Source organism: Parvibaculum sp. (assembly GCF_039680535.1).
In the GTDB taxonomy this organism is placed as follows: domain Bacteria; phylum Pseudomonadota; class Alphaproteobacteria; order Parvibaculales; family Parvibaculaceae; genus Parvibaculum.
This window is the reverse complement of sequence record NZ_JBDKSS010000005.1, coordinates 225,361-243,540: the sequence shown is the minus strand read 5'-3', so window position 1 is coordinate 243,540 and position 18,180 is coordinate 225,361. Positions and strand designations below refer to the sequence as shown.

Genomic DNA, 18,180 nt, shown 5'->3' with positions numbered 1-18,180 from the left:
AGTCCTGAATGCGAAGGGCGCGTTTTCACGCGCCCTTTTTCATGGCCGCAACCGCGTCAGGACGGCTAAAGTCCCCTCCCATCGAATTCCCATCGAGCCGAGGAGACCAAGCCCATGAGCGGCGAAACCATTTCCATCAAAGGTCCGGATCACAGCTTCACGGGCTATCTGGCGAAACCCAAATCCAGCACGGGCCCCGGCGTTGTCGTCATCCAGGAGATCTTCGGTGTCAACGAAGTGATCCGCGACCGCTGCGACTGGCTTGCTTCGGAGGGCTTCGTTGCCCTCGCTCCCGACCTCTTCTCGCGCATCGAGCCCGGCATCGACATCACCGACAAGACCGAAGCCGAGTGGAAGAAGGCCTTCGATCTTTTCGGCGCCTTCAATGTCGATCACGGCGTCGCCGATATCGGCGCCACGATCAGGACGCTCCGCCCGCTCACCACGGGCAAGGTCGGCGCCATCGGCTATTGCCTCGGCGGCCAGCTCGCCTATCTCACCGCCTGCCACACCGATAGCGATGCCTCGATCGGTTATTACGGCGTCAACATCCAGAACCGCCTCGCCGATGCCGAATTCATGAAGAAGCCGCTGATGCTTCACATCGCCAGCAAGGACGAGTTCGTCAATGAAGGCGCACAGGCCGAGATCATCGACAATCTGCGCGACAATCAGTTCGTCACCATTCATCAATATGCCGAGCAGGATCACGCCTTCGCCCGTCCGGGCGGCGCGCATTACGACAAGGCGGCGGCAGACGAGGCGAATGCCCGGTCGCTCGCCTTCCTGAAGAAGCACCTCGCCTGACCTTTATGGTCCCGTTCGAGCTATACCTCGCCTTTATCGGCGCGACGCTCCTGCTCTGCGTGATACCGGGGCCGGTCGTGACCTATCTGGTCGCGATCGGCATCCGCCAGGGCTGGCGCGATGCGCTGATCGGGCTCTCCGGATGCTCGACCGCCATCGCGATCCATATGGTGCTTGTCGTCGCCGGCCTCGACACGCTCCTCCTCGTGCTCGGACCATGGACGGAGACTCTGCAACTCATCGGCGCCGCCTATATCGTCTGGCTCGGCATCTCCGCCTGGCGCACGCCGATCGTCGCCGAAGGCACCGACATGGCCGAAACGCCGCGCCTCAAGCCCGCAGTCCTCTATCGTCGCGGCCTTCTCGTCTCCATCACCAATCCGAAGACGCTCATCTTCTACGCGGCTTTCTTTCCGCAATTCATCGCGCCGGATCGTCCCACACTGCCGCAGCTGGTGATGCTCGCCTTCACCTTCATCACCCTCAGCGCGCTCTCCGACGGCACCTATGCGATTGCGTCGGGCCATCTCGCTCCCTACCTCAAGAGTCCGCGCGCACAGCTCATCCGCAACCGTGTCACCGGCATCGTCTTTGCCGTCACAGGGCTCACCCTCGCATTCACCCGCTCCTAGGAGATTTCAGATGAAGACCAAAGCCATCCGCATTCACCAGACAGGCGGGCCCGAGGTTCTGAAATTCGAGGAGATCGACCTGGCCGATCTGCGCCCGGGCGAGATCCGCGTGCGCAACAAGGCGGTGGGTCTCAACTTCATCGAGACCTATTTCCGCTCCGGCCTCTATCCCGTGCCGCTGCCCTTCACGCTCGGCAGCGAGGCGGCGGGCGTCGTGGATGCCGTGGGCGAAGGCGTGACCAATGTGAAGGTCGGCGATCGCGTCGCCTATAACAGCGGCGGCGCCTATGCGGAGCTGACGAACGTTCCCGCCGCCCGCGCGCTTCCGCTTTCCGCCGGCGTCAGCGACGAGGCGGCAGCCTGCCTTCTTCTGAAAGGCGCCACCGCCGAATATCTCCTGCGCCGCACCTTCCGCGTCGAAGCGGGGCAGACGATCCTCTGGCACGCGGCGGCCGGCGGCGTCGGCCTCATCGCCACGCAATGGGCAAAGCATCTGGGCTGCACCGTCATCGGCACGGTCGGTTCCGACGACAAGATCGCGATTGCCAAAGCGCATGGCTGCGACCACGTCATCAATTACCGCACCGAAAATACCGTGGAGCGCGTGAAGGAAATCACCGGCGGCAAGAAGGTGCCCGTCGTCTATGACGGCGTCGGCAAGGATACGTTCATGACCTCGCTCGACTGCCTCAGCCCCCGCGGCCTTCTCGTTTCCTTCGGCAACGCCTCAGGCCCCGTCACCGGCGTCGATCTCGGTATCCTCGCCGCCAAGGGCTCGCTCTATGTGACGCGCCCGACGCTCGCCACCTATGCCGCATCGCCCAAGGACTATGCGGAAATCGGCGCGGAGGTTTTCGATGTCGTCGCCAAAGGCGCGGTAAAGATCGAGATCAACCAGCGCTACAAGCTTGCCGATGCGGCGCAAGCGCATCGCGACCTCGAAGCGAGGAAGACGACCGGCGCGACGGTGCTGGTGCCGTAACACCAGGCCGTCATGCCTGCCTCTTCCTTTCCGTCACCCCGGACTTGATCCGGGGTCCATCTTTGATGTGTGGCCGGGAAGAGAAGATGGATGCCGGATCAAGTCCGGCATGACGCCACAAAAAAAGGGCGGTTCCGAGAACCGCCCTTTCCGTATTTCCGAAACGCTTCGCGTCTTACGTATTCATCGAGTCGAAGAACTCGCCGTTGTTCTTCGTCTGCTTGAGCTTGTCGAGCAGGAACTCGATCGCGTCGACCGTGCCCATCGGATTGAGGATGCGGCGGAGCACATACATCTTCGACAGCGTGCCCTTCTCGACGAGAAGCTCTTCCTTGCGCGTACCCGACTTGATGATGTCGATGGCGGGGAAGACGCGCTTGTCGGCGACCTTGCGGTCGAGAATGATTTCCGAGTTACCCGTGCCCTTGAACTCTTCGAAGATGACTTCGTCCATGCGCGAGCCGGTGTCGATGAGCGCCGTGGCGATGATGGTGAGCGAGCCGCCTTCCTCGATGTTACGCGCCGCGCCGAAGAAGCGCTTCGGGCGCTGCAGCGCGTTGGCGTCGACACCGCCGGTCAGCACCTTGCCGGAGGAAGGAACGACCGTGTTGTAGGCGCGGCCGAGGCGCGTGATCGAGTCGAGAAGGATGACCACGTCGCGGCCATGTTCGACCAGGCGCTTGGCCTTCTCGATCACCATTTCGGCGACCTGAACGTGGCGTACCGCCGGCTCGTCGAATGTCGAGGAGATGACCTCGCCCTTCACCGAACGCTGCATGTCGGTGACTTCTTCCGGACGCTCGTCGATCAGCAGAACGATCAGATAGCATTCCGGATGATTGGTCGTGATCGAATGGGCGATGTTCTGGAGAAGAACCGTCTTGCCGGTACGCGGCGGAGCGACGATGAGGCCGCGCTGGCCCTTGCCGAGCGGGGCGACGATGTCGATGACGCGGGACGACTTGTCCTTCAGCGTCGGATCGTCGACCTCCATCTCGAGCTTCTCGTCCGGATAGAGCGGCGTCAGATTGTCGAAATGAACCTTGTGGCGCGCCTTGTCCGGGCTCTCGAAATTGATGGTGTTGACCTTGAGGAGCGCAAAATAGCGTTCGCCGTCCTTCGGGCTGCGGATCTCGCCTTCCACCGTGTCGCCGGTGCGAAGCGAGAAGCGGCGGATCTGCGAGGGGGAGACATAGATGTCGTCGGGACCCGGCAGGTAGTTCGCTTCCGGCGAGCGCAGGAAGCCGAAGCCGTCTGGCAACACCTCAACCACGCCTTCGCCGATGATGTCGATGCCCTGCTCGGCATATTGCTTCAGGATCGCGAACATCATGTCCTGCGTCCGGAGCGTCGAGGCGTTCTCGACTTCGAGCTCCTCGGCGATCTTCAGAAGTTCGGTCGGCCCTTTGGCCTTGAGGTCCTGCAGTTTGATCTGCGGCATAGGATGCTTTCTTGGGAGAATCCGGCCCGGCTATCGGCAAAAACTCGGCTGAATGCGGGAAGCTGGAAGGAAAATTCGAAACGAGAAGGAAGTCTGGGGAGGCCCTTTGCCTTGCCTGCCGCGATGTGCCCTCGGCGCATCGGGTTTCGTCGCATCGTTCCGTTACTCTAGGCCCTTGGTTCAGGCTCTCACGGGAACGGCACGGACATCAGGAAGACCACCGGAAGAACTCCGGCCTTCCAAAGCATATAAGGCCAGAGCCCCCGGATTTCAAATGGATTTTCCGGCTACCCTAAAAGGGCCGAACAATTACCAGAATGACGATGAAGATGACGAGCGTCGGCGGGACCTCGTTCACGATGCGGTAGAAGCGCGAACTGTGCCGGTTCCGGTCCGCTTCGAAGTCCTTCCGCCATCTGGCGAAAAAGCCGTGAGCGGCCGTCATGACGATGACGAGGAAGAGCTTGGCGTGGAGCCAGTGCTCGGACAGAAGCGCCGGGTTCGACCAGAGCATCAGCCCGCCGAAGAGGAAACTCGCGATCATGGCCGGGTTGATGATGCCCCGGAGCAGACGGCGCTCCATGAGCTTGAAGGTCTCCGACTTCTCGGACCCCACCTCGGCCTCGGCATGATAGACGAAGAGCCGGGGCAGATAGGCCATGCCCGCCATCCAGAAGATGACCGAGATCATGTGGAGCGCCTTGATCCACATATAGGCCGATGTCAGTGTCGCGCTCATCTCGCCTCTTCTCCGCAGGGCCGTCCCGCCGCTTCCTCGGGGCAAAGGAGCCTGTCGGACGAGTTCATCGCCGTCCTGACCAGATTGCCGAGCCCGGCGATGAAGCGCGGATGGGTTCCGACCGCCGGCACCCGCTCGTAACGCGGCACACCCGCCTCTTTCGCGAGATGACCATATTCGATATCGAGTTCGACCAGCGTTTCGGAATGTTCCGAGACGAAGGCAATGGGAAGGACGATCAGGCTCTTGCCCTCATGGCCTGCCCGTTCAATTTCCTTATCCGTTGCGGGCCCGATCCATTCGAGCGGTCCGACACGGCTCTGATAACAGGTCACCCAGTCCAGGCCCTCGACGCCCAGCGCGTCGACAATCGCCTGGCAGCTTGCCTCGACCTGCTTCTGATAGGGGTCGCCCGCATCGACGACATTCTTGGGCAGGCCGTGCGCGGAAAAGAGAATGCGCGGCTTTTCGCCTGAAGCGAATTTTGCCAGCGCTTCGCGCAGCAGCTCCGCATAGGCGGCGATGAAGCCCGGCTCAATCGGATAGCAGCAGATGGTGCGCGTCGGAGCATCAAGGCCGACCGCCCTGACCGCCTTGTCCCAATCGCCGAGCGAGGACTTGTTGGTCGTCGTCGAATATTGCGGATAGAGCGGCAGCAGGATCACTTCGTCCGGTGCCCAGGCCTTGACCGCAGCGGCGGTCTCCTTCGCGAAAGGCTTCCAGTAGCGCATGGCGATGAAGCAGCGCGCGTCATGGTCGCCGGCAAGCTCCTGCTCCAGTGCCCGGGCCTGCTTCTCGGTCAGAGGCAGAATGGGCGAGCGGCCACCGATCTTCGCATAGATCTCCTTCGCAACCGGCGCACGACGGCTCGAAATGATCTTTGCGATCAGCCAGCGCAGCGGCTGCGGCACGCGGATGATCAGCGGATCGTTGAAGAGATTGAAAAGAAAAGGCTCGACCGCCTCGGGCCCATCGGGTCCACCGAGATTGAAAAGAACGATGGCGAGCTTTTTCTTTACGCTCATCGTTTCGCAGACCGAACGAATTCGACGAGTTCCGCCACATGCTCGGGCGGCGTCTGCGGCACGATGCCATGGCCGAGATTGAAGATGAACGGGCCGTCGGCCAGCGTGTCGAGAATATGCTTCGCCGCCGAGCGCATGCACGCGCCGCCCGCGACGAGCAGGAGCGGATCGAGATTGCCCTGAACGCAGGCGATACGCTGCAGGTTCTCCGCGGCCCAGCCCGGAGACACGCCCGTGTCGAGGCTCACGCCGGAAATCTGCGTATCGCGGGCATAATCGATCGCCAGCGCGCCGCTGCCGCGCGGAAAACCGATGACCGGCAGGCCGGGGAACTTCGCTCGCAGCGCTTTCACGATTTTCGCGGTGGGAGCAAGCGAATAGGCGCGGAACTGCGTCTCGGGAAGACTGCCCGCCCAGGTATCGAAGATCTGGACGAGTTCGGCTCCAGCCTCGACCTGCGCTGAGAGGTGAAGGATCGTCGCCTCGGTAAGGAGGTCGATCAGTTTCTGGAAAGCATCCGGCGCCCGATAGGCCCAGAGCTTTGCCGCCGCCTGATCCGGCGAGCCACGACCGCCCACCATATAGGTCGCCACGGTCCAGGGAGCGCCCGCAAAGCCGATCAGCGCCGTTTCGGCGGGGAGACTGCGCTTCAGCCTGCGAACCGTCTCATAGACCGGCTGTAGCCGCTCCACGAGGCCACCGAGTTCCAGCTCGTCCAGTTGCTCTACCCGCGTGATCGGATCGAGCACCGGGCCTTCGCCTTCCTTGAAAGCCACTTCCTGCCCGAGCGCGTCAGGCACGACGAGAATGTCAGAAAAAAGGATCGCCGCATCGAAGCCATAGCGCCTGATCGGCTGCAAGGTCACTTCCTCGGCAAGCTCCGGATTGTAGCAGAGGTCGAGAAAGCTTCCGGCCTCGGCCCGCGTCTTCCGGTATTCGGGCAAATAGCGTCCCGCCTGACGCATCAGCCATATCGGCGTGCGATCGACAGCTTCGCCCTTGAGCGCACGAATCAATCTCTTGGCTTGGGTTCCGGACTCGTGACTCACAGGTATCGCTCTCTATCTAAGAATCTTAGATTCTAGGTGGGGGTAGTGAAGGATAGCTGTGGAAGTCGGGGATCAAAAGCTCCGGCGATTTATTCGACCGCCTGTCCACAGATCCCGTTCCCGGCGTGGCCGCCTCGCGCTCCTCCAGATTTCAACAATCCCCTGTGTGTTCTTTCGCCGCTCGGCCTGACAGGTGAGCTTACGCAAGAACTTGGGCTGTGGATCCTATGCCCGTCTCCCTTGTGAACAATGGGGACAGAAAGCCGCGGGTCCATCCTCCTCCATTCATCCACCGATCGGTCTGACGTGCCCGCTTTTTCACTCAGAGGCGAATGGGAGCGGGGAGCGAAAAGGCAAAGCGGGGAGGAATTTTCAGGTGTCTGCGGGAAAACCCGACATACCCCCGTTAAACACAGATATCCACAGGCCCGATGATATGTTCTTCGTTAACCCTATTGCCGCAAAAACTCTGGCACCGCAAGGGGAGCGTCGTTAACTTGGCCGCGCCCGGGCTCTTTCCGCCCGCGCAACAACTGGCGGATTGCATGGCGTCGCGGCGGGTCTTTCATCTTCATCTGGTTTCGGACGCGACCGGCGAGACGCTGAACGCGGTCGCTCGCGCGGCCTGCGCGCAATATGAGGACGCCCACCCGATCGAGCATGTCTACGCGCTGGTCCGCGGCCCGAAGCAGCTCGAGCGTGTGCTTGGTGAAATCGAGGGTGCGCCCGGCATCGTCATGTTCACGATGGTGAATGACGAGCTGCGGCAGCGGCTCGAAGCGCGCTGCGCCGAACTCCAGACGCCCTGCATCTCGGTGCTCGATCCGGTCATGGGCGCGCTCGGCACTTATCTGGGCCGCGAGTCCTCCCACAAGCCCGGCTCGCAGCACACGATGAACGCCGAATATTTCGGCCGCATCGAGGCGCTGAACTACACCATGGCGCATGATGACGGGCAGTCGGCGGGCGACCTCGACCTTGCAGATATCATCCTGGTGGGCGTAAGCCGCACCTCGAAGACGCCGACCTGCATCTATCTGGCGAACCGCGGCATCAAGGCCGCGAATGTACCGGTGGTGCCCAATGTCGCCCTTCCGCCCGATCTCGAAACGGCGACGCATCCCTTGATCGTCGGTCTGACCACGAGCCCCGACCGGCTGATCCAGATCCGCAAGAACCGCCTCCTCTCTCTTCATGAGGATACGGACACGAGCTACGTCAATCACGATGCGGTCGGAGAAGAAGTCGCCTTCGCCCGCCGCCTCTGCGCGCGCAACGGCTGGCCGGTGATCGATGTGACGCGCCGCTCCATCGAGGAGACGGCGGCGGCCGTGCTCAATCTCTATAATGAGCGCCAGAAGGAAGTCGGCTGAAAGCATGTCCGCGCCCTCCCTCATTCTCGCCTCCGGCAGCAAGGTCCGCGCCATGCTGCTGACCCATGCCGGGCTCGAATTTTCCGTTCAGGATTCCGGTGTCGACGAAGATGCGGTGAAACGCGGCTTCACGGGCGGCAACGACGAAGCCGGCACCGATGCGCTTGCGCTCGAACTTGCCGCCGCAAAGGCCCTTGCCGTCAGCAAGGCCGCGCCACAGGCCTTCGTCATCGGCGCCGATCAGATCCTTTCCTGCGACGTGGCGCGCTTCGACAAGCCGCGCGACATGAATGAGGCCCGCGATAATCTGAAGAAGTTTCGCGGCCGCACGCACATCCTTCACAGCGGTATCGTCGTGGCGAGATCGGGCGAAGTGCTATGGTCTTTCTCGGACCGCGCACTGCTCACCATGCGTGACTTCTCCGACGCGTTTCTGGACTGGTATCTTGAAACGCTCGGTGAAAAAGTGCGGACGAGCGTCGGCTGCTATCAGCTCGAGGGGCCGGGCATTCAGCTCTTCGAAAAGATCGATGGCGACTACTTCACCATTCTCGGTCTTCCGCTTCTGCCGCTTCTCGCGGAGCTGCGCCGTCATGGGGTGACCCGCACATGACGCGCAAGGTTTGTGTCATCGGCTGGCCCATCACGCATTCGCGCTCGCCGCTCATCCATAATTTCTGGATCGGGAAATATGGCGTCGAGGACGCGCTTTATGAGCGCTTTGCCGTTCGGCCTGAGGACTTCGCGGCGACGCTGCGCGACCTGCCGAAGCTCGGCTATATCGGCGCCAACATCACCGTGCCGCACAAGGAGGCGGCCTTCGCCGCGCTCGAACTTCACGATGCGACGGCCAGGCGTCTCAAGGCCGTCAACACTCTGGTGATGACGCCGAAGGGTTTTGAGGGGCGCAATACCGACGGCTACGGTTTCATTGCCAATCTGCGTGAGCGTGCGCCCGGCTGGTCGCCGGCGGCGGGACCGGCGGTGCTCATTGGTGCTGGCGGCGCTACCCGCGCAATTGCTGCGGCGCTTGAAGCGGAAGGCGCGCCGGAGCTTCGCATCATCAACCGGACGAAGGCCCGCGCCGAAGCGCTCGTCACCGAACTCGAGCTTCGGAATGCACGTGTCTATGAATGGGAGGAAGCCAACTCGGCATTGAGCGGCGCGAACCTCCTCGTCAACACGACGACGCTCGGCATGAATGGCGAAGGCGAAATCGAATTTTCGCTCGAAATGCTGCCGCGCAGCGCTCTCGTGACCGACATCGTCTACACGCCGCTCGAAACGGGACTTCTCGCGCGCGCCCGCCTGCAGGGCCTTGCGACGGTGGATGGGCTCGGCATGCTGCTTCATCAGGCGGTGCCGGGATTTGAGGCCTGGTTCGGCATCAGGCCTGAAGTCACGGCTGAGCTTCGCGCGCTGGTGCTTGCCGATATGGGCATCGTCGAAAAATAACCTTCGGGGGAGGAATGCATGCTGCTCATCGGTCTCACTGGTTCGATCGGCATGGGAAAATCGGAGACGGCGAAAATGTTCGCGCGTCTCGGTGTGCCTGTTTATGACGCGGACGTGGCTGTTCATGCGCTTTATGCAAAAGGCGGCGCGGCGGTTGCGCCCTTGCGCGAGGTCTTCCCTACTTCGGTCATTGACGATGCCGTCGACCGCACCGAGCTTTCGCGCTGCGTGCTCGGCAATCCCGAAGCCATGAAGCAACTCGAGGCGATTGTGCATCCGCTGGTCGGCCAGGCGCAGATCGAGTTCTTGAAGAAGGCGGCGGCCGAAGGTCATCACGCCGTGCTGCTCGACATTCCGCTCCTCTATGAAACGGGCGGCGAAAAACGCGTCGACGTCGTGGTGGTGGTGAGTGCGCCCTATCACATTCAGGAGCAACGCGTTCTCGCGCGCCCTGGAATGGACGCCGCCAAATTCGCCGCCATTCACGCCAAGCAGGTGCCGGATGTGGAAAAGCGCCGCCGCGCCGATTTCATCGTCGAGACCGACAAGGGCCTCGACCATGCCTTCGAGGAAGTGAAGAAGATCGTCGAGACGCTGAAGACGCGCGAGGGCAAGGTGCTGAAGGAGCGTCTTCTCGGCCTCTGAGGATTCCCCGCCTCGCCCATTCCTGTTAGGCTCGTCCCATGCGCCAGATCGTTCTCGACACCGAAACCACCGGCCTTTCTCCCGACGAGGGACACAGGCTGGTCGAAGTCGGTTGCCTCGAAGTCTTCAATCACGTGCCGACGGGGAACCTCTTTCACCGCTACATCAATCCCGAGCGCGACATGCCCGAAGGCGCGTTCCGCGTTCACGGGCTGTCGGCGGAGTTCCTGAGCGACAAGCCGAAATTCGCCGAGGTTGTGGACGAGTTCCTTGAATTCATCGGCGATGCCGAACTCGTCATTCACAATGCGGGCTTCGACATGACGTTCCTGAACGCGGAACTGAAATGGGTCGGCCGTCCGCCCATCGCCTCGTCCCGTGCCGTCGATACGCTCATGATCGCGCGCAAGCGCTTCCCCGGCGCGCAGAACAGCCTCGACGCGCTCTGCCGACGCTTCAATATCGACAATTCGGGCCGTGTGAAGCATGGCGCGCTTCTCGACGCCGAGCTCTTGGCGGAAGTCTATCTGGAATTGATGGGCGGGCGTCAGCCGGGTCTGGTGCTCGACGCCGCAGCCGCGGCTGCGGCTGCAACGACGGTGGCGGCCCGCGAGACGCGCAAGCGCCCTGCGCCGCTTCCTCCGCGTTTGAGCGAGGAAGAGCGCGCGGCGCATGAAGCCTTTGTTTCGACCCTCGGGCCGGAGCCGCTCTGGGTCAAGCTCGGCGGTTAGATCCGCTCGCCTTCAGGAGATCAGTTCGGCGCCAAATCAGTTCGGTGTTTGGCCTTCGGTGCGGCGCTGCTGGTAGAGCCCCACGAAATCGACGGGGTCGATCAGCAGCGGCGGGAAGCCGCCGTCGCGTGTCGCATCGGCAATGATACGGCGGGCGAAGGGGAAAAGCATGCGCGGGCATTCGACGAGAAGCACGGGCTCGATCTGTTCGCCCGGAATGTTCACGAGGCGGAAGAGGCCGCAATAGTCCAGCTCGATCAGGAACATTAGTTCGTCCTGAATCTTGGCTTCGGCGCCGAGCGAGATCGTGACTTCGAATTCCGTTTCGCCGAGACGCTGGGCGCCCACGTCGACGCGCACGGCGATCTGCGGCTGCTCGGGGAGCGGTCCGACGGTGCGGGGCGCATTCGGGTTTTCGAAGGACAGGTCCTTGATGTACTGCGTCAGCACGCGCAGCTGCGCACCCGTTTCGCCCTCAAGGCCCTGAAAATTCTCGTCGGACATGATCCCTCGCCGGTGGTGCGGACGCCTGAATGTTGAGCCCGCTGGCTAACACGGAATATTGCCCGGGACAAGGCACGGGCTGATGACATCAGGTTCAGTTTGATGGGCCGCCGCCGATCCAGGGCGAGGGCCGGTCGCCCTTCCTGCCGCTGGTCTCGTCCGGCTCCGGTTCGACCGCTTCGGCCTCGCCCTCGATGACGGGTCCCGAGTAGCTTCTGTAGGAGGCGCTCATGCCGCTGACGCGCATATTGGCCCTGATCCAGCGCGTGACCGCGCCGCCGATCACCCGGCGAATGGCGGGAACCAGAAGCAGCAGGCCGACCGCGTCGGTCAGCAGGCCAGGTAGCACCAGCAGAAGTCCGGCGAGAACGATGAAGGCCCCGTCGGTCACCTCGTCGACCGGCATCTCTCCCCTGTCCATCGCCGCCTGGGCCTTGCGAAGTGTGCCGAGCCCCTGATGGCGGAGAATCCAGAACCCGAGCCCGGCAAGGCCGATGACGAGCGCCACGGTCGGCAGGGTTCCGATCCATCCGCCGACCTCGATGAAGGTCGCGATCTCGGCCAGCGGCACAAGGATGAGGAGAAGAAGGACGACAGGTGCCAAGAAACCTCCGCTGCGCAAGAAACGTGGCCCTGTCTGGCCTGGAATGGTTCGACAGGTGGTAAACCGGGGTCGGTTGACCTACCTTAGTGCAAAGACCCGATGTTGCGGGACCTTGGACCGGAAGCCCTCGTCCGTCATCGCGGCGGGATGGGGTAGCGCCGTCCGACAGACTGAAAGGTGGCCCTCGATGGGCGAGAGTTCGACCCTGATCAACCTTATCCTGCTTGCCATCGCAGTTGGCGTATTTCTGAAGCTCCGGAGCGTTCTGGGGCGGCGGACCGGCCATGAGCGTCCGCCATTCGATCCCTATTCCGCGCCCGAGAAGGCCGCAAAGCCGGACGACGGCAAGGTTGTGACGCTTCCCCAGCGCGAGCGCGCTGAGGCCGACGAGTCCGGCATCGACGCCTATCCGCAGCGCGAGCCCTATGTCGTGAAGAACCGCTGGGCGGGGATCGCCCCCGAAGGCTCGCCCCTTGCCCAGACGCTCACCGAAATTGCGCTGGCCGACCGCCGGTTCGATGCCGAGGCGTTCCTCTCCGGCGCCCGCATCGCCTATGAGATGATCGTCACCGGATTCGCCAAGGGCGATCGAAAGGCCCTGCAGCCTCTTCTCGACGAGCATGTCTTCAAGAATTTCGAGGGCGTGATCGCGGGCCGGGAGGCACGTGGCGAGCAGGTCGAGCAGAATTTCATCGGCATCACCAAGGCGGCGATTTCCGATGCGGCACTCGAAGGCAAGCGCGCCCGCATCACGATCAATTTCACCAGCGAGTTGACCGCCTGCACCAAGAACAAGGACGGTATCGTCATCGATGGCGATCCGGTGACCATCCGGCAGGTGAACGATGTCTGGACCTTCGAGCGCGATCTGAAGGCCTCCGATCCCAATTGGCGCCTTGTCGCCACGGGCGCGGCAGACTGAGAGCCAGAGCCGGAGGGGGCCATGAAATACGCAACCGCGGGGCTTGCCGGCCTCGTCCTGCTCGCCGTTTCGGCCTGTAGCAGCGGAGAGGCATCGATGATGGAGACGCGGGAAAGTGCCGAAGCTGCATCGGGCCCCGTGAGTTTCAGCGCGCTTCATGGCTGGCAGGAGGATGATCACGCGGCGGCGCTTGCCGCCTTCCGCCGCTCCTGCGCGCGCATCCTTGAACTCGACGGCGCCGCTCCCCTCGATCCGAAGGCGTCCGAAGCCCGCCGCTATGGCACCGCTGCCGACTGGCAGGAGGCCTGCGCGGCGGCAAATAAGGTCGGTTCCGGCAAGGAAGCGGCGCGGCGCTATTTCGAAACCTGGTTCCAGCCCGTGCGCATCGGCAATGCCTCGGAGGTGAGCCCGCTCTTCACCGGTTATTTCGAACCCGTAATGAAGGGCAGCCTCACCCGGCACGGCCCCTATCAGACGCCGATCATCACCTTCCCGCCCGAATATGCCGCCGCCCGCGCTGCCGGCAAGGAACTGCCTACCCGTTCCCAGATCGAGGCGTCACTGGCCGATGGCAGGCTCGATGCGAAGCGCCTCGCGCTGGTATGGCTGGCCGATCCGGTCGACGCCTTCTTCCTGCACATCCAGGGTTCGGGCCGGATTCATCTCGACAATGGCGGCGTGATGCGCCTTGCCTTCTCGGCCAAGAACAACCGGCCATACCTCGCCATCGGCAAGGTATTGATCGAGCGCGGCGAGATTTCGAAGGACGAGATCTCGATGCAGACCATCCGCGCCTGGCTGGAGGCCCATCCGGCCGAAGTGAAACCGTTGCTGAGCCGGAACGACAGCTACATCTTCTTCAAGCGCCTCGAAGGCGCGGGGCCGGATGCCGGTCCCCCCGGCGCGGAAAAGGTGAGCCTGACGCCCGGCCGCAGCCTCGCGGTCGACAGAAGCTTTCACCCGCTGGGCTCGCTGCTCTGGCTCGACAGCCGTTATCCCGCGCCGGATGGCAGCGGCTACAGGCCGCTCCGCAGGCTGATGGTGGCGCAGGATACGGGCTCCGCCATTCGCGGCGAGCAGCGCGGCGACGTCTTCTGGGGCGCAACGGCGGATGCCGCCGAGATCGCGGGCCGCATGAAGGAGCCGGGCGAATTGATCGCCCTTCTGCCCAAATCCCTCGCCGCGCGCTAGGGCCGGGGACGGGTGCGACATGGCGAAGGACCAGAAACAGGATGCGCCGCCTCGCCGTCGCCGGGTCCGCGCTCTGAGCGAGGAAGAGCTGAAGCTCTGGCGCGTGGTCACGAAGGACGCCACGCCCCTGCCCGGCAAGCATCACCCGCCCGAGGCCGAAAAGCCTGCGGATTCAGCCACGGCTGGTCCTGTTGTTTCGAAACCGAAACAGAAAAAGCCTATTCATTCCGTACCCGTAACAGTAAAGCCGGTGAAACCCGCGGGGCCGCCGCCGCTTGCCGGGCTCGACCGTCGCACCAGCCAGAAGTTGGCTCGCGGTCAGGTCGAGGCAGAGGCGCGGCTCGATCTGCATGGCCATGGCCGTGAAGAGGCGCGGATCGCGCTTCTGCGTTTCGTCTCGAGCTGCCGTGCGAGCGGTCTTCGCTGCGTGCTGGTTATCACTGGTAAAGGAGAAAGCCCCTTCTCCCGCCACATACTTCACAGCGCGCGCTACCACGAAGCCGCGGAACACTCAGGGATTTTGCGCTCGGCCCTACCAGTATGGCTGGAAGAAGCGGCCTTCCGCGCCGAGGTTGCAAGCTTTCAGCCCGCCCATCCCAGGCATGGCGGCGGCGGCGCCTTCTATCTCTGGCTGAGGAAGCGGAAATGACGCCCTTCGGCCAGAAGCTTCGCGATTTGCGCGCCGCTCGCGGGGTGACGCTGAAGGACATGGCTGCGGCGCTTCGTGTCACGCCCGCCTATCTCTCGGCGCTGGAACATGGCCGTCGCGGACGTCCGAGCTGGCGGCTTGTTCAGTCGATCATCGGCTATTTCAACGTGATCTGGGATGAAGCGGAGGAAATCGAGCGACTTGCCCGGCTTTCCCACCCGCGCATCGTCATCGACACGGCAGGCCTGACGCCCCCGGCGACCGAACTGGCCAACCGCCTGTCGGAGCAGATCGCCCATCTGACGCCCGCCGAGATCGAGCGGCTGATGGCGGCGCTGCCGCCGCGCCCCCGCCGCAACGCGCCGAAATCGTCCTGAAAACGCCACTCGCGACCAGATTTGTCGCCGGTCATTCGCTGATGGCGAAATCAGAGGATGAACTTGGACAGGTCGGTGTTCTTCGACAGGTCGCCGATATGCTCATGGACGTAAGCGGCATCCACCGTCACCGTCTGCCCGCCGCGATCGGTCGCCGCGAATGAAATCTCGTCGAGCACCCGCTCCATTACCGTGTGAAGACGGCGCGCGCCGATATTCTCGACCGAGGCATTCACCTCCGCCGCGACCGTCGCAATGGCGTCGATCCCGTCCTCGGTGAAGTCGAGCGTGACATTCTCCGTCAGCATCAGCGCCACATATTGCTTGATGAGGCTCGCTTCGGGCTCGGTGAGGATGCGCTTGAAGTCGTCGCGGGTCAGTGCCTGGAGCTCGACGCGGATCGGCAACCGGCCCTGAAGCTCCGGCAGCAGGTCCGAGGGCTTGGCGATGTGGAAGGCGCCTGAGGCGATAAAGAGGATGTGATCGGTCTTCACCGCGCCATGTTTGGTCGAGACGGTCGTGCCTTCGATCAGCGGCAGCAGATCGCGCTGCACACCTTCGCGGCTCACATCCGCGCCCTGCCGTTCGGAGCGGGCGCAGATCTTGTCCACCTCGTCGAGGAACACGATGCCGTTCTGCTCGACCGAGCGGATCGCTTCCTGCGTCAGCTGGTCCTGATCGAGCAGCTTGTCCGACTCCTCGGCGATCAGCACTTCGTAGCTGTCGCGGATACTCATCTTGCGGGGCCTGGTCCGGTTGCCGAAGGCTTTGCCCATGAGGTCGCCGAGATTGATCATGCCGACCTGACCGCCCGGCATGCCCGGAATGTCGAGGCTCGGCATTCCGCCGCCCTGATCGGCAACCTCGACCTCGATTTCCTTGTCGTCGAGTTCGCCCGTGCGCAGCTTGCGGCGGAAGCTCTCGCGCGTTGCCTCGCTCGCGCCCTTGCCGACCAGTGCGTCGAGAACGCGGGTTTCGGCGGCGAGATGGGCTTTCGCCTGCACATCCTTGCGCTTTTTCTCGCGCACCATTGCGATGCCGATTTCGACGAGGTCGCGGATGATCTGCTCCACGTCGCGGCCGACATAGCCGACCTCGGTGAATTTCGTCGCCTCGATCTTGATGAAGGGTGCTTCGGCGAGCTTGGCGAGGCGGCGCGAGATCTCCGTCTTGCCGACGCCGGTCGGCCCGATCATCAGGATGTTCTTCGGCAGCACTTCTTCGCGCAGGTCTTCGGGAAGCTGCTGACGGCGCCAGCGGTTGCGAAGGGCAATGGCGACGGCGCGCTTGGCATCCTTCTGGCCGACAATATAGCGGTCGAGTTCGGAGACGATTTCGCGCGGCGAGAAACTGGTCATGGACAGGGTAGCGCTCCAGATCGAAAGGCGCCTCAGACGGCGTCGAGAATTTCCACGGTGAGGTTGTTGTTGGTGTAGACGCAGATCTCGGAGGCGATCCTCAGCGCCTTGCGGGCGATTTCCTCAGCGCTGAGCTCCGTGTCGGCGAGCGCCCGGGCGGCGGCAAGCGCGTAGTTTCCTCCCGAACCGATGCCCACGATGCCGCCCTCGGGCTCTAGCACGTCGCCATTGCCGGTCAGCACGAGGCTTGCCTGCGCGTCGGCCACGATCATCAGGGCTTCGAGGCGGCGGAGGAAGCGGTCGGTGCGCCAGTCCTTGGCCAGCTCCACGCAGGCGCGCGTGAGCTGCCCCGGATATTGTTCGAGCTTCCCTTCGAGCCGCTCGAAAAGCGTCATCGCGTCAGCGGTCGCGCCGGCGAAGCCCGCGATCACCTTACCTGACCCCAGCGGTCGGACTTTCCGCGCATTGCCCTTCATGATCGTGTCGCCCATCGAGACCTGCCCGTCGCCGGCGATCACCACCTTGCCCCCCTTGCGGACGGTCAGGATCGTCGTGCCGTGCCAGGTGGCGTAGGGCGAGGAATGCGTATCGGTCATGAATGGCTCGTCGATGAAGTGACTGCGCGCAAACCCTCGTAGGGCGGCGCTTCCGAAGAGCCAGATGTGGAGATTTTGACTGCCCGGGTCAAGCGGGCCGGCCGAAGCCCGTCTGCGACTTACGGCGGGGCTCAGCCTGGTGTGCCCAGATCGAATAGTCGCGATCCCGGCTATCTGGGCCTCTTCAGGCATGAATGGCTTGTCTAATTGGTCTTTTAGGCTTCAATCCTTATATCTGCTTTGCAGATTCCGGCCTTTACCTGCGCAATACTTGTGAAATCGGCCTAAGTCCTTGATTTCCTGTCATTTGGGCTTAACGCTGGCTCAGCCGCCCCGCGGCTGGTAAAAGTCTGGCCTATAACAGTTTTCGGTCTTCCGGGCCTCGCGACTCCGGGAGCCTCTGGCGAAACCGGGCGAATACCCATGATGGACGATAGCGAAGGCCGCGTGGCCACGATCGAGCGCAAGACGAAGGAGACGGAAATTTTCGTCTCTCTCGATCTCGACGGCTCGGGCGAATATGACGTCGATACGGGGATCGGCTTCCTCGATCACATGCTGGAACAGCTGTCGCGCCATTCGCTGATCGACCTGAAGGTGCGCGCCACGGGCGACCTGCACATCGACTTCCACCACACGACGGAAGACACAGGCATCGTCATCGGCGAGGCCGTTCGTCAGGCGCTGGGCGATTTCAAGGGAATCCGCCGCTATGCAACGGCCATCATCCCGATGGACGAGACCTGCACGCGCGTCTCCATCGACGTGTCGCAGCGGCCCTATCTCGTCTGGAAGGTCAATTTCTCGAAGCCGAAGCTTGGCGAAATGGATACGGAACTCTTCAAGGAGTGGTTCCAGGCCTTCGCCCAGAATGCGGGCATCACGCTGCACATCGAGAACATGTACGGCGAGAACAACCACCACATCGTGGAATCCTGCTTCAAGGGCCTGGCCCGTGCGCTGCGCGACGCGATCGAGATCGATCCCCGCGCCGCCAACCGCATCCCCTCGACCAAGGGCAAGCTCGGCAGCTGATGCTGCCGGGCATCCGCCCTCAAAGGCTGGCAATTTCCCGCCGTCTGGCCTAGATAGAGCCCGAA

At 62.9% G+C, this 18,180-nt stretch carries 21 protein-coding genes; 13 read left to right on the top strand and 8 right to left on the bottom strand.

The genetic code is table 11. From position 1 onward, the window contains the following. The first annotated feature begins 114 nt into the window (after positions 1–114). Genes ABFC66_RS02300 through ABFC66_RS02290 form a run of 3 tightly spaced genes read left to right on the top strand, consistent with a single transcriptional unit; the run spans position 115 to position 2,421 of the window. Positions 115–807: a dienelactone hydrolase family protein gene (locus tag ABFC66_RS02300; protein WP_346739332.1), complete on the top strand. Its 693-nt coding sequence runs from the start codon at positions 115–117 to the stop codon at positions 805–807. A gap of 5 nt (positions 808–812) precedes the next feature. Further along, positions 813–1,439 (top strand): LysE family translocator, encoded by a 627-nt coding sequence (locus ABFC66_RS02295; protein ID WP_346739331.1) that lies wholly within the window; start codon positions 813–815, stop codon positions 1,437–1,439. A gap of 10 nt (positions 1,440–1,449) precedes the next feature. After that, positions 1,450–2,421 (top strand): quinone oxidoreductase, encoded by a 972-nt coding sequence (locus ABFC66_RS02290; RefSeq protein ID WP_346739330.1) that lies wholly within the window; start codon positions 1,450–1,452, stop codon positions 2,419–2,421. A 175-nt stretch (positions 2,422–2,596) separates the two neighbouring features. On the opposite strand, the gene rho is transcribed toward ABFC66_RS02290, so the two are convergent. From rho to hemE, 4 genes are all read right to left on the bottom strand, one after another. Continuing rightward, the gene (rho, locus tag ABFC66_RS02285; protein WP_152217582.1) at positions 2,597–3,862 is read right to left on the bottom strand and encodes a transcription termination factor Rho; all 1,266 of its coding nucleotides are present in this window, start codon (positions 3,860–3,862) and stop codon (positions 2,597–2,599) included. A gap of 292 nt (positions 3,863–4,154) precedes the next feature. Beyond that, positions 4,155–4,601 (bottom strand): protoporphyrinogen oxidase HemJ, encoded by a 447-nt coding sequence (gene hemJ, locus ABFC66_RS02280; protein WP_346739329.1) that lies wholly within the window; start codon positions 4,599–4,601, stop codon positions 4,155–4,157. Beyond that, positions 4,598–5,626 carry a ferrochelatase gene (gene hemH, locus ABFC66_RS02275; RefSeq protein WP_346739328.1) on the bottom strand — a complete coding sequence of 343 codons (1,029 nt, stop codon included), beginning with the start codon at positions 5,624–5,626 and terminating at the stop codon, positions 4,598–4,600. Before hemH ends, hemJ begins: the two co-directional genes overlap by 4 nt. Beyond that, positions 5,623–6,681, bottom strand: coding sequence for a uroporphyrinogen decarboxylase (gene hemE, locus ABFC66_RS02270; protein WP_346739612.1), 1,059 nt, complete (start codon positions 6,679–6,681; stop codon positions 5,623–5,625). Before hemE ends, hemH begins: the two co-directional genes overlap by 4 nt. Before the next feature lie 539 nt (positions 6,682–7,220). Here hemE and ABFC66_RS02265 point away from each other — a divergent pair. From ABFC66_RS02265 to dnaQ, 5 genes are read left to right on the top strand one after another with little or no spacing between them, the layout of a single operon-like run. After that, the gene (locus ABFC66_RS02265; protein WP_346739327.1) at positions 7,221–8,048 is read left to right on the top strand and encodes a pyruvate, water dikinase regulatory protein; all 828 of its coding nucleotides are present in this window, start codon (positions 7,221–7,223) and stop codon (positions 8,046–8,048) included. Positions 8,049–8,052: 4 nt separating this feature from the next. Beyond that, entirely contained in the window at positions 8,053–8,661 is a 609-nt protein-coding gene (locus ABFC66_RS02260; protein WP_346739326.1) for a Maf family protein, read from the top strand. Then, a complete protein-coding gene (locus tag ABFC66_RS02255) occupies positions 8,658–9,503 on the top strand; it encodes a shikimate dehydrogenase (protein ID WP_346739325.1) in 846 nt (281 codons plus the stop codon). The genes ABFC66_RS02260 and ABFC66_RS02255 overlap by 4 nt, the downstream gene beginning before the upstream one ends. Before the next feature lie 18 nt (positions 9,504–9,521). After that, the gene (gene coaE, locus ABFC66_RS02250; RefSeq protein WP_346739324.1) at positions 9,522–10,148 is read left to right on the top strand and encodes a dephospho-CoA kinase; all 627 of its coding nucleotides are present in this window, start codon (positions 9,522–9,524) and stop codon (positions 10,146–10,148) included. Positions 10,149–10,186: 38 nt separating this feature from the next. Then, entirely contained in the window at positions 10,187–10,879 is a 693-nt protein-coding gene (gene dnaQ / locus ABFC66_RS02245; RefSeq protein ID WP_346739323.1) for a DNA polymerase III subunit epsilon, read from the top strand. Positions 10,880–10,915: 36 nt separating this feature from the next. On the opposite strand, the gene secB is transcribed toward dnaQ, so the two are convergent. Both secB and ABFC66_RS02235 read right to left on the bottom strand, forming a co-directional pair. Further along, entirely contained in the window at positions 10,916–11,383 is a 468-nt protein-coding gene (secB, locus tag ABFC66_RS02240; protein WP_346739322.1) for a protein-export chaperone SecB, read from the bottom strand. Positions 11,384–11,477: 94 nt separating this feature from the next. Beyond that, the gene (locus ABFC66_RS02235) at positions 11,478–11,987 is read right to left on the bottom strand and encodes an FxsA family protein (protein ID WP_346739321.1); all 510 of its coding nucleotides are present in this window, start codon (positions 11,985–11,987) and stop codon (positions 11,478–11,480) included. Between the two features lie 187 nt (positions 11,988–12,174). Here ABFC66_RS02235 and ABFC66_RS02230 point away from each other — a divergent pair, with 187 nt between their 5' ends. Genes ABFC66_RS02230 through ABFC66_RS02215 form a run of 4 tightly spaced genes read left to right on the top strand, consistent with a single transcriptional unit; the run spans position 12,175 to position 15,126 of the window. Then, positions 12,175–12,909, top strand: a complete 735-nt coding sequence (locus tag ABFC66_RS02230) for a Tim44/TimA family putative adaptor protein (protein WP_346739320.1) — start codon at positions 12,175–12,177, stop codon at positions 12,907–12,909. 21 nt (positions 12,910–12,930) lie between these two features. Then, a complete protein-coding gene (locus tag ABFC66_RS02225) occupies positions 12,931–14,100 on the top strand; it encodes an MltA domain-containing protein (RefSeq protein ID WP_346739319.1) in 1,170 nt (389 codons plus the stop codon). A gap of 19 nt (positions 14,101–14,119) precedes the next feature. Further along, positions 14,120–14,749: a Smr/MutS family protein gene (locus ABFC66_RS02220; protein WP_346739318.1), complete on the top strand. Its 630-nt coding sequence runs from the start codon at positions 14,120–14,122 to the stop codon at positions 14,747–14,749. Beyond that, a complete protein-coding gene (locus ABFC66_RS02215; RefSeq protein WP_346739317.1) occupies positions 14,746–15,126 on the top strand; it encodes a helix-turn-helix domain-containing protein in 381 nt (126 codons plus the stop codon). The genes ABFC66_RS02220 and ABFC66_RS02215 overlap by 4 nt, the downstream gene beginning before the upstream one ends. A 50-nt stretch (positions 15,127–15,176) precedes the next feature. Here ABFC66_RS02215 and hslU read toward each other — a convergent pair whose 3' ends face one another. Both hslU and hslV read right to left on the bottom strand, forming a co-directional pair. Beyond that, entirely contained in the window at positions 15,177–16,484 is a 1,308-nt protein-coding gene (gene hslU, locus ABFC66_RS02210) for an ATP-dependent protease ATPase subunit HslU (RefSeq protein ID WP_346739316.1), read from the bottom strand. A 32-nt stretch (positions 16,485–16,516) separates the two neighbouring features. Continuing rightward, positions 16,517–17,080, bottom strand: coding sequence for an ATP-dependent protease subunit HslV (gene hslV, locus ABFC66_RS02205; RefSeq protein WP_346739315.1), 564 nt, complete (start codon positions 17,078–17,080; stop codon positions 16,517–16,519). 423 nt (positions 17,081–17,503) lie between these two features. Here hslV and hisB point away from each other — a divergent pair, with 423 nt between their 5' ends. After that, complete coding sequence (gene hisB, locus ABFC66_RS02200; protein ID WP_346739314.1) at positions 17,504–18,115, top strand: imidazoleglycerol-phosphate dehydratase HisB; 612 nt, start codon at positions 17,504–17,506, stop codon at positions 18,113–18,115. Positions 18,116–18,180 lie beyond the last annotated feature (65 nt).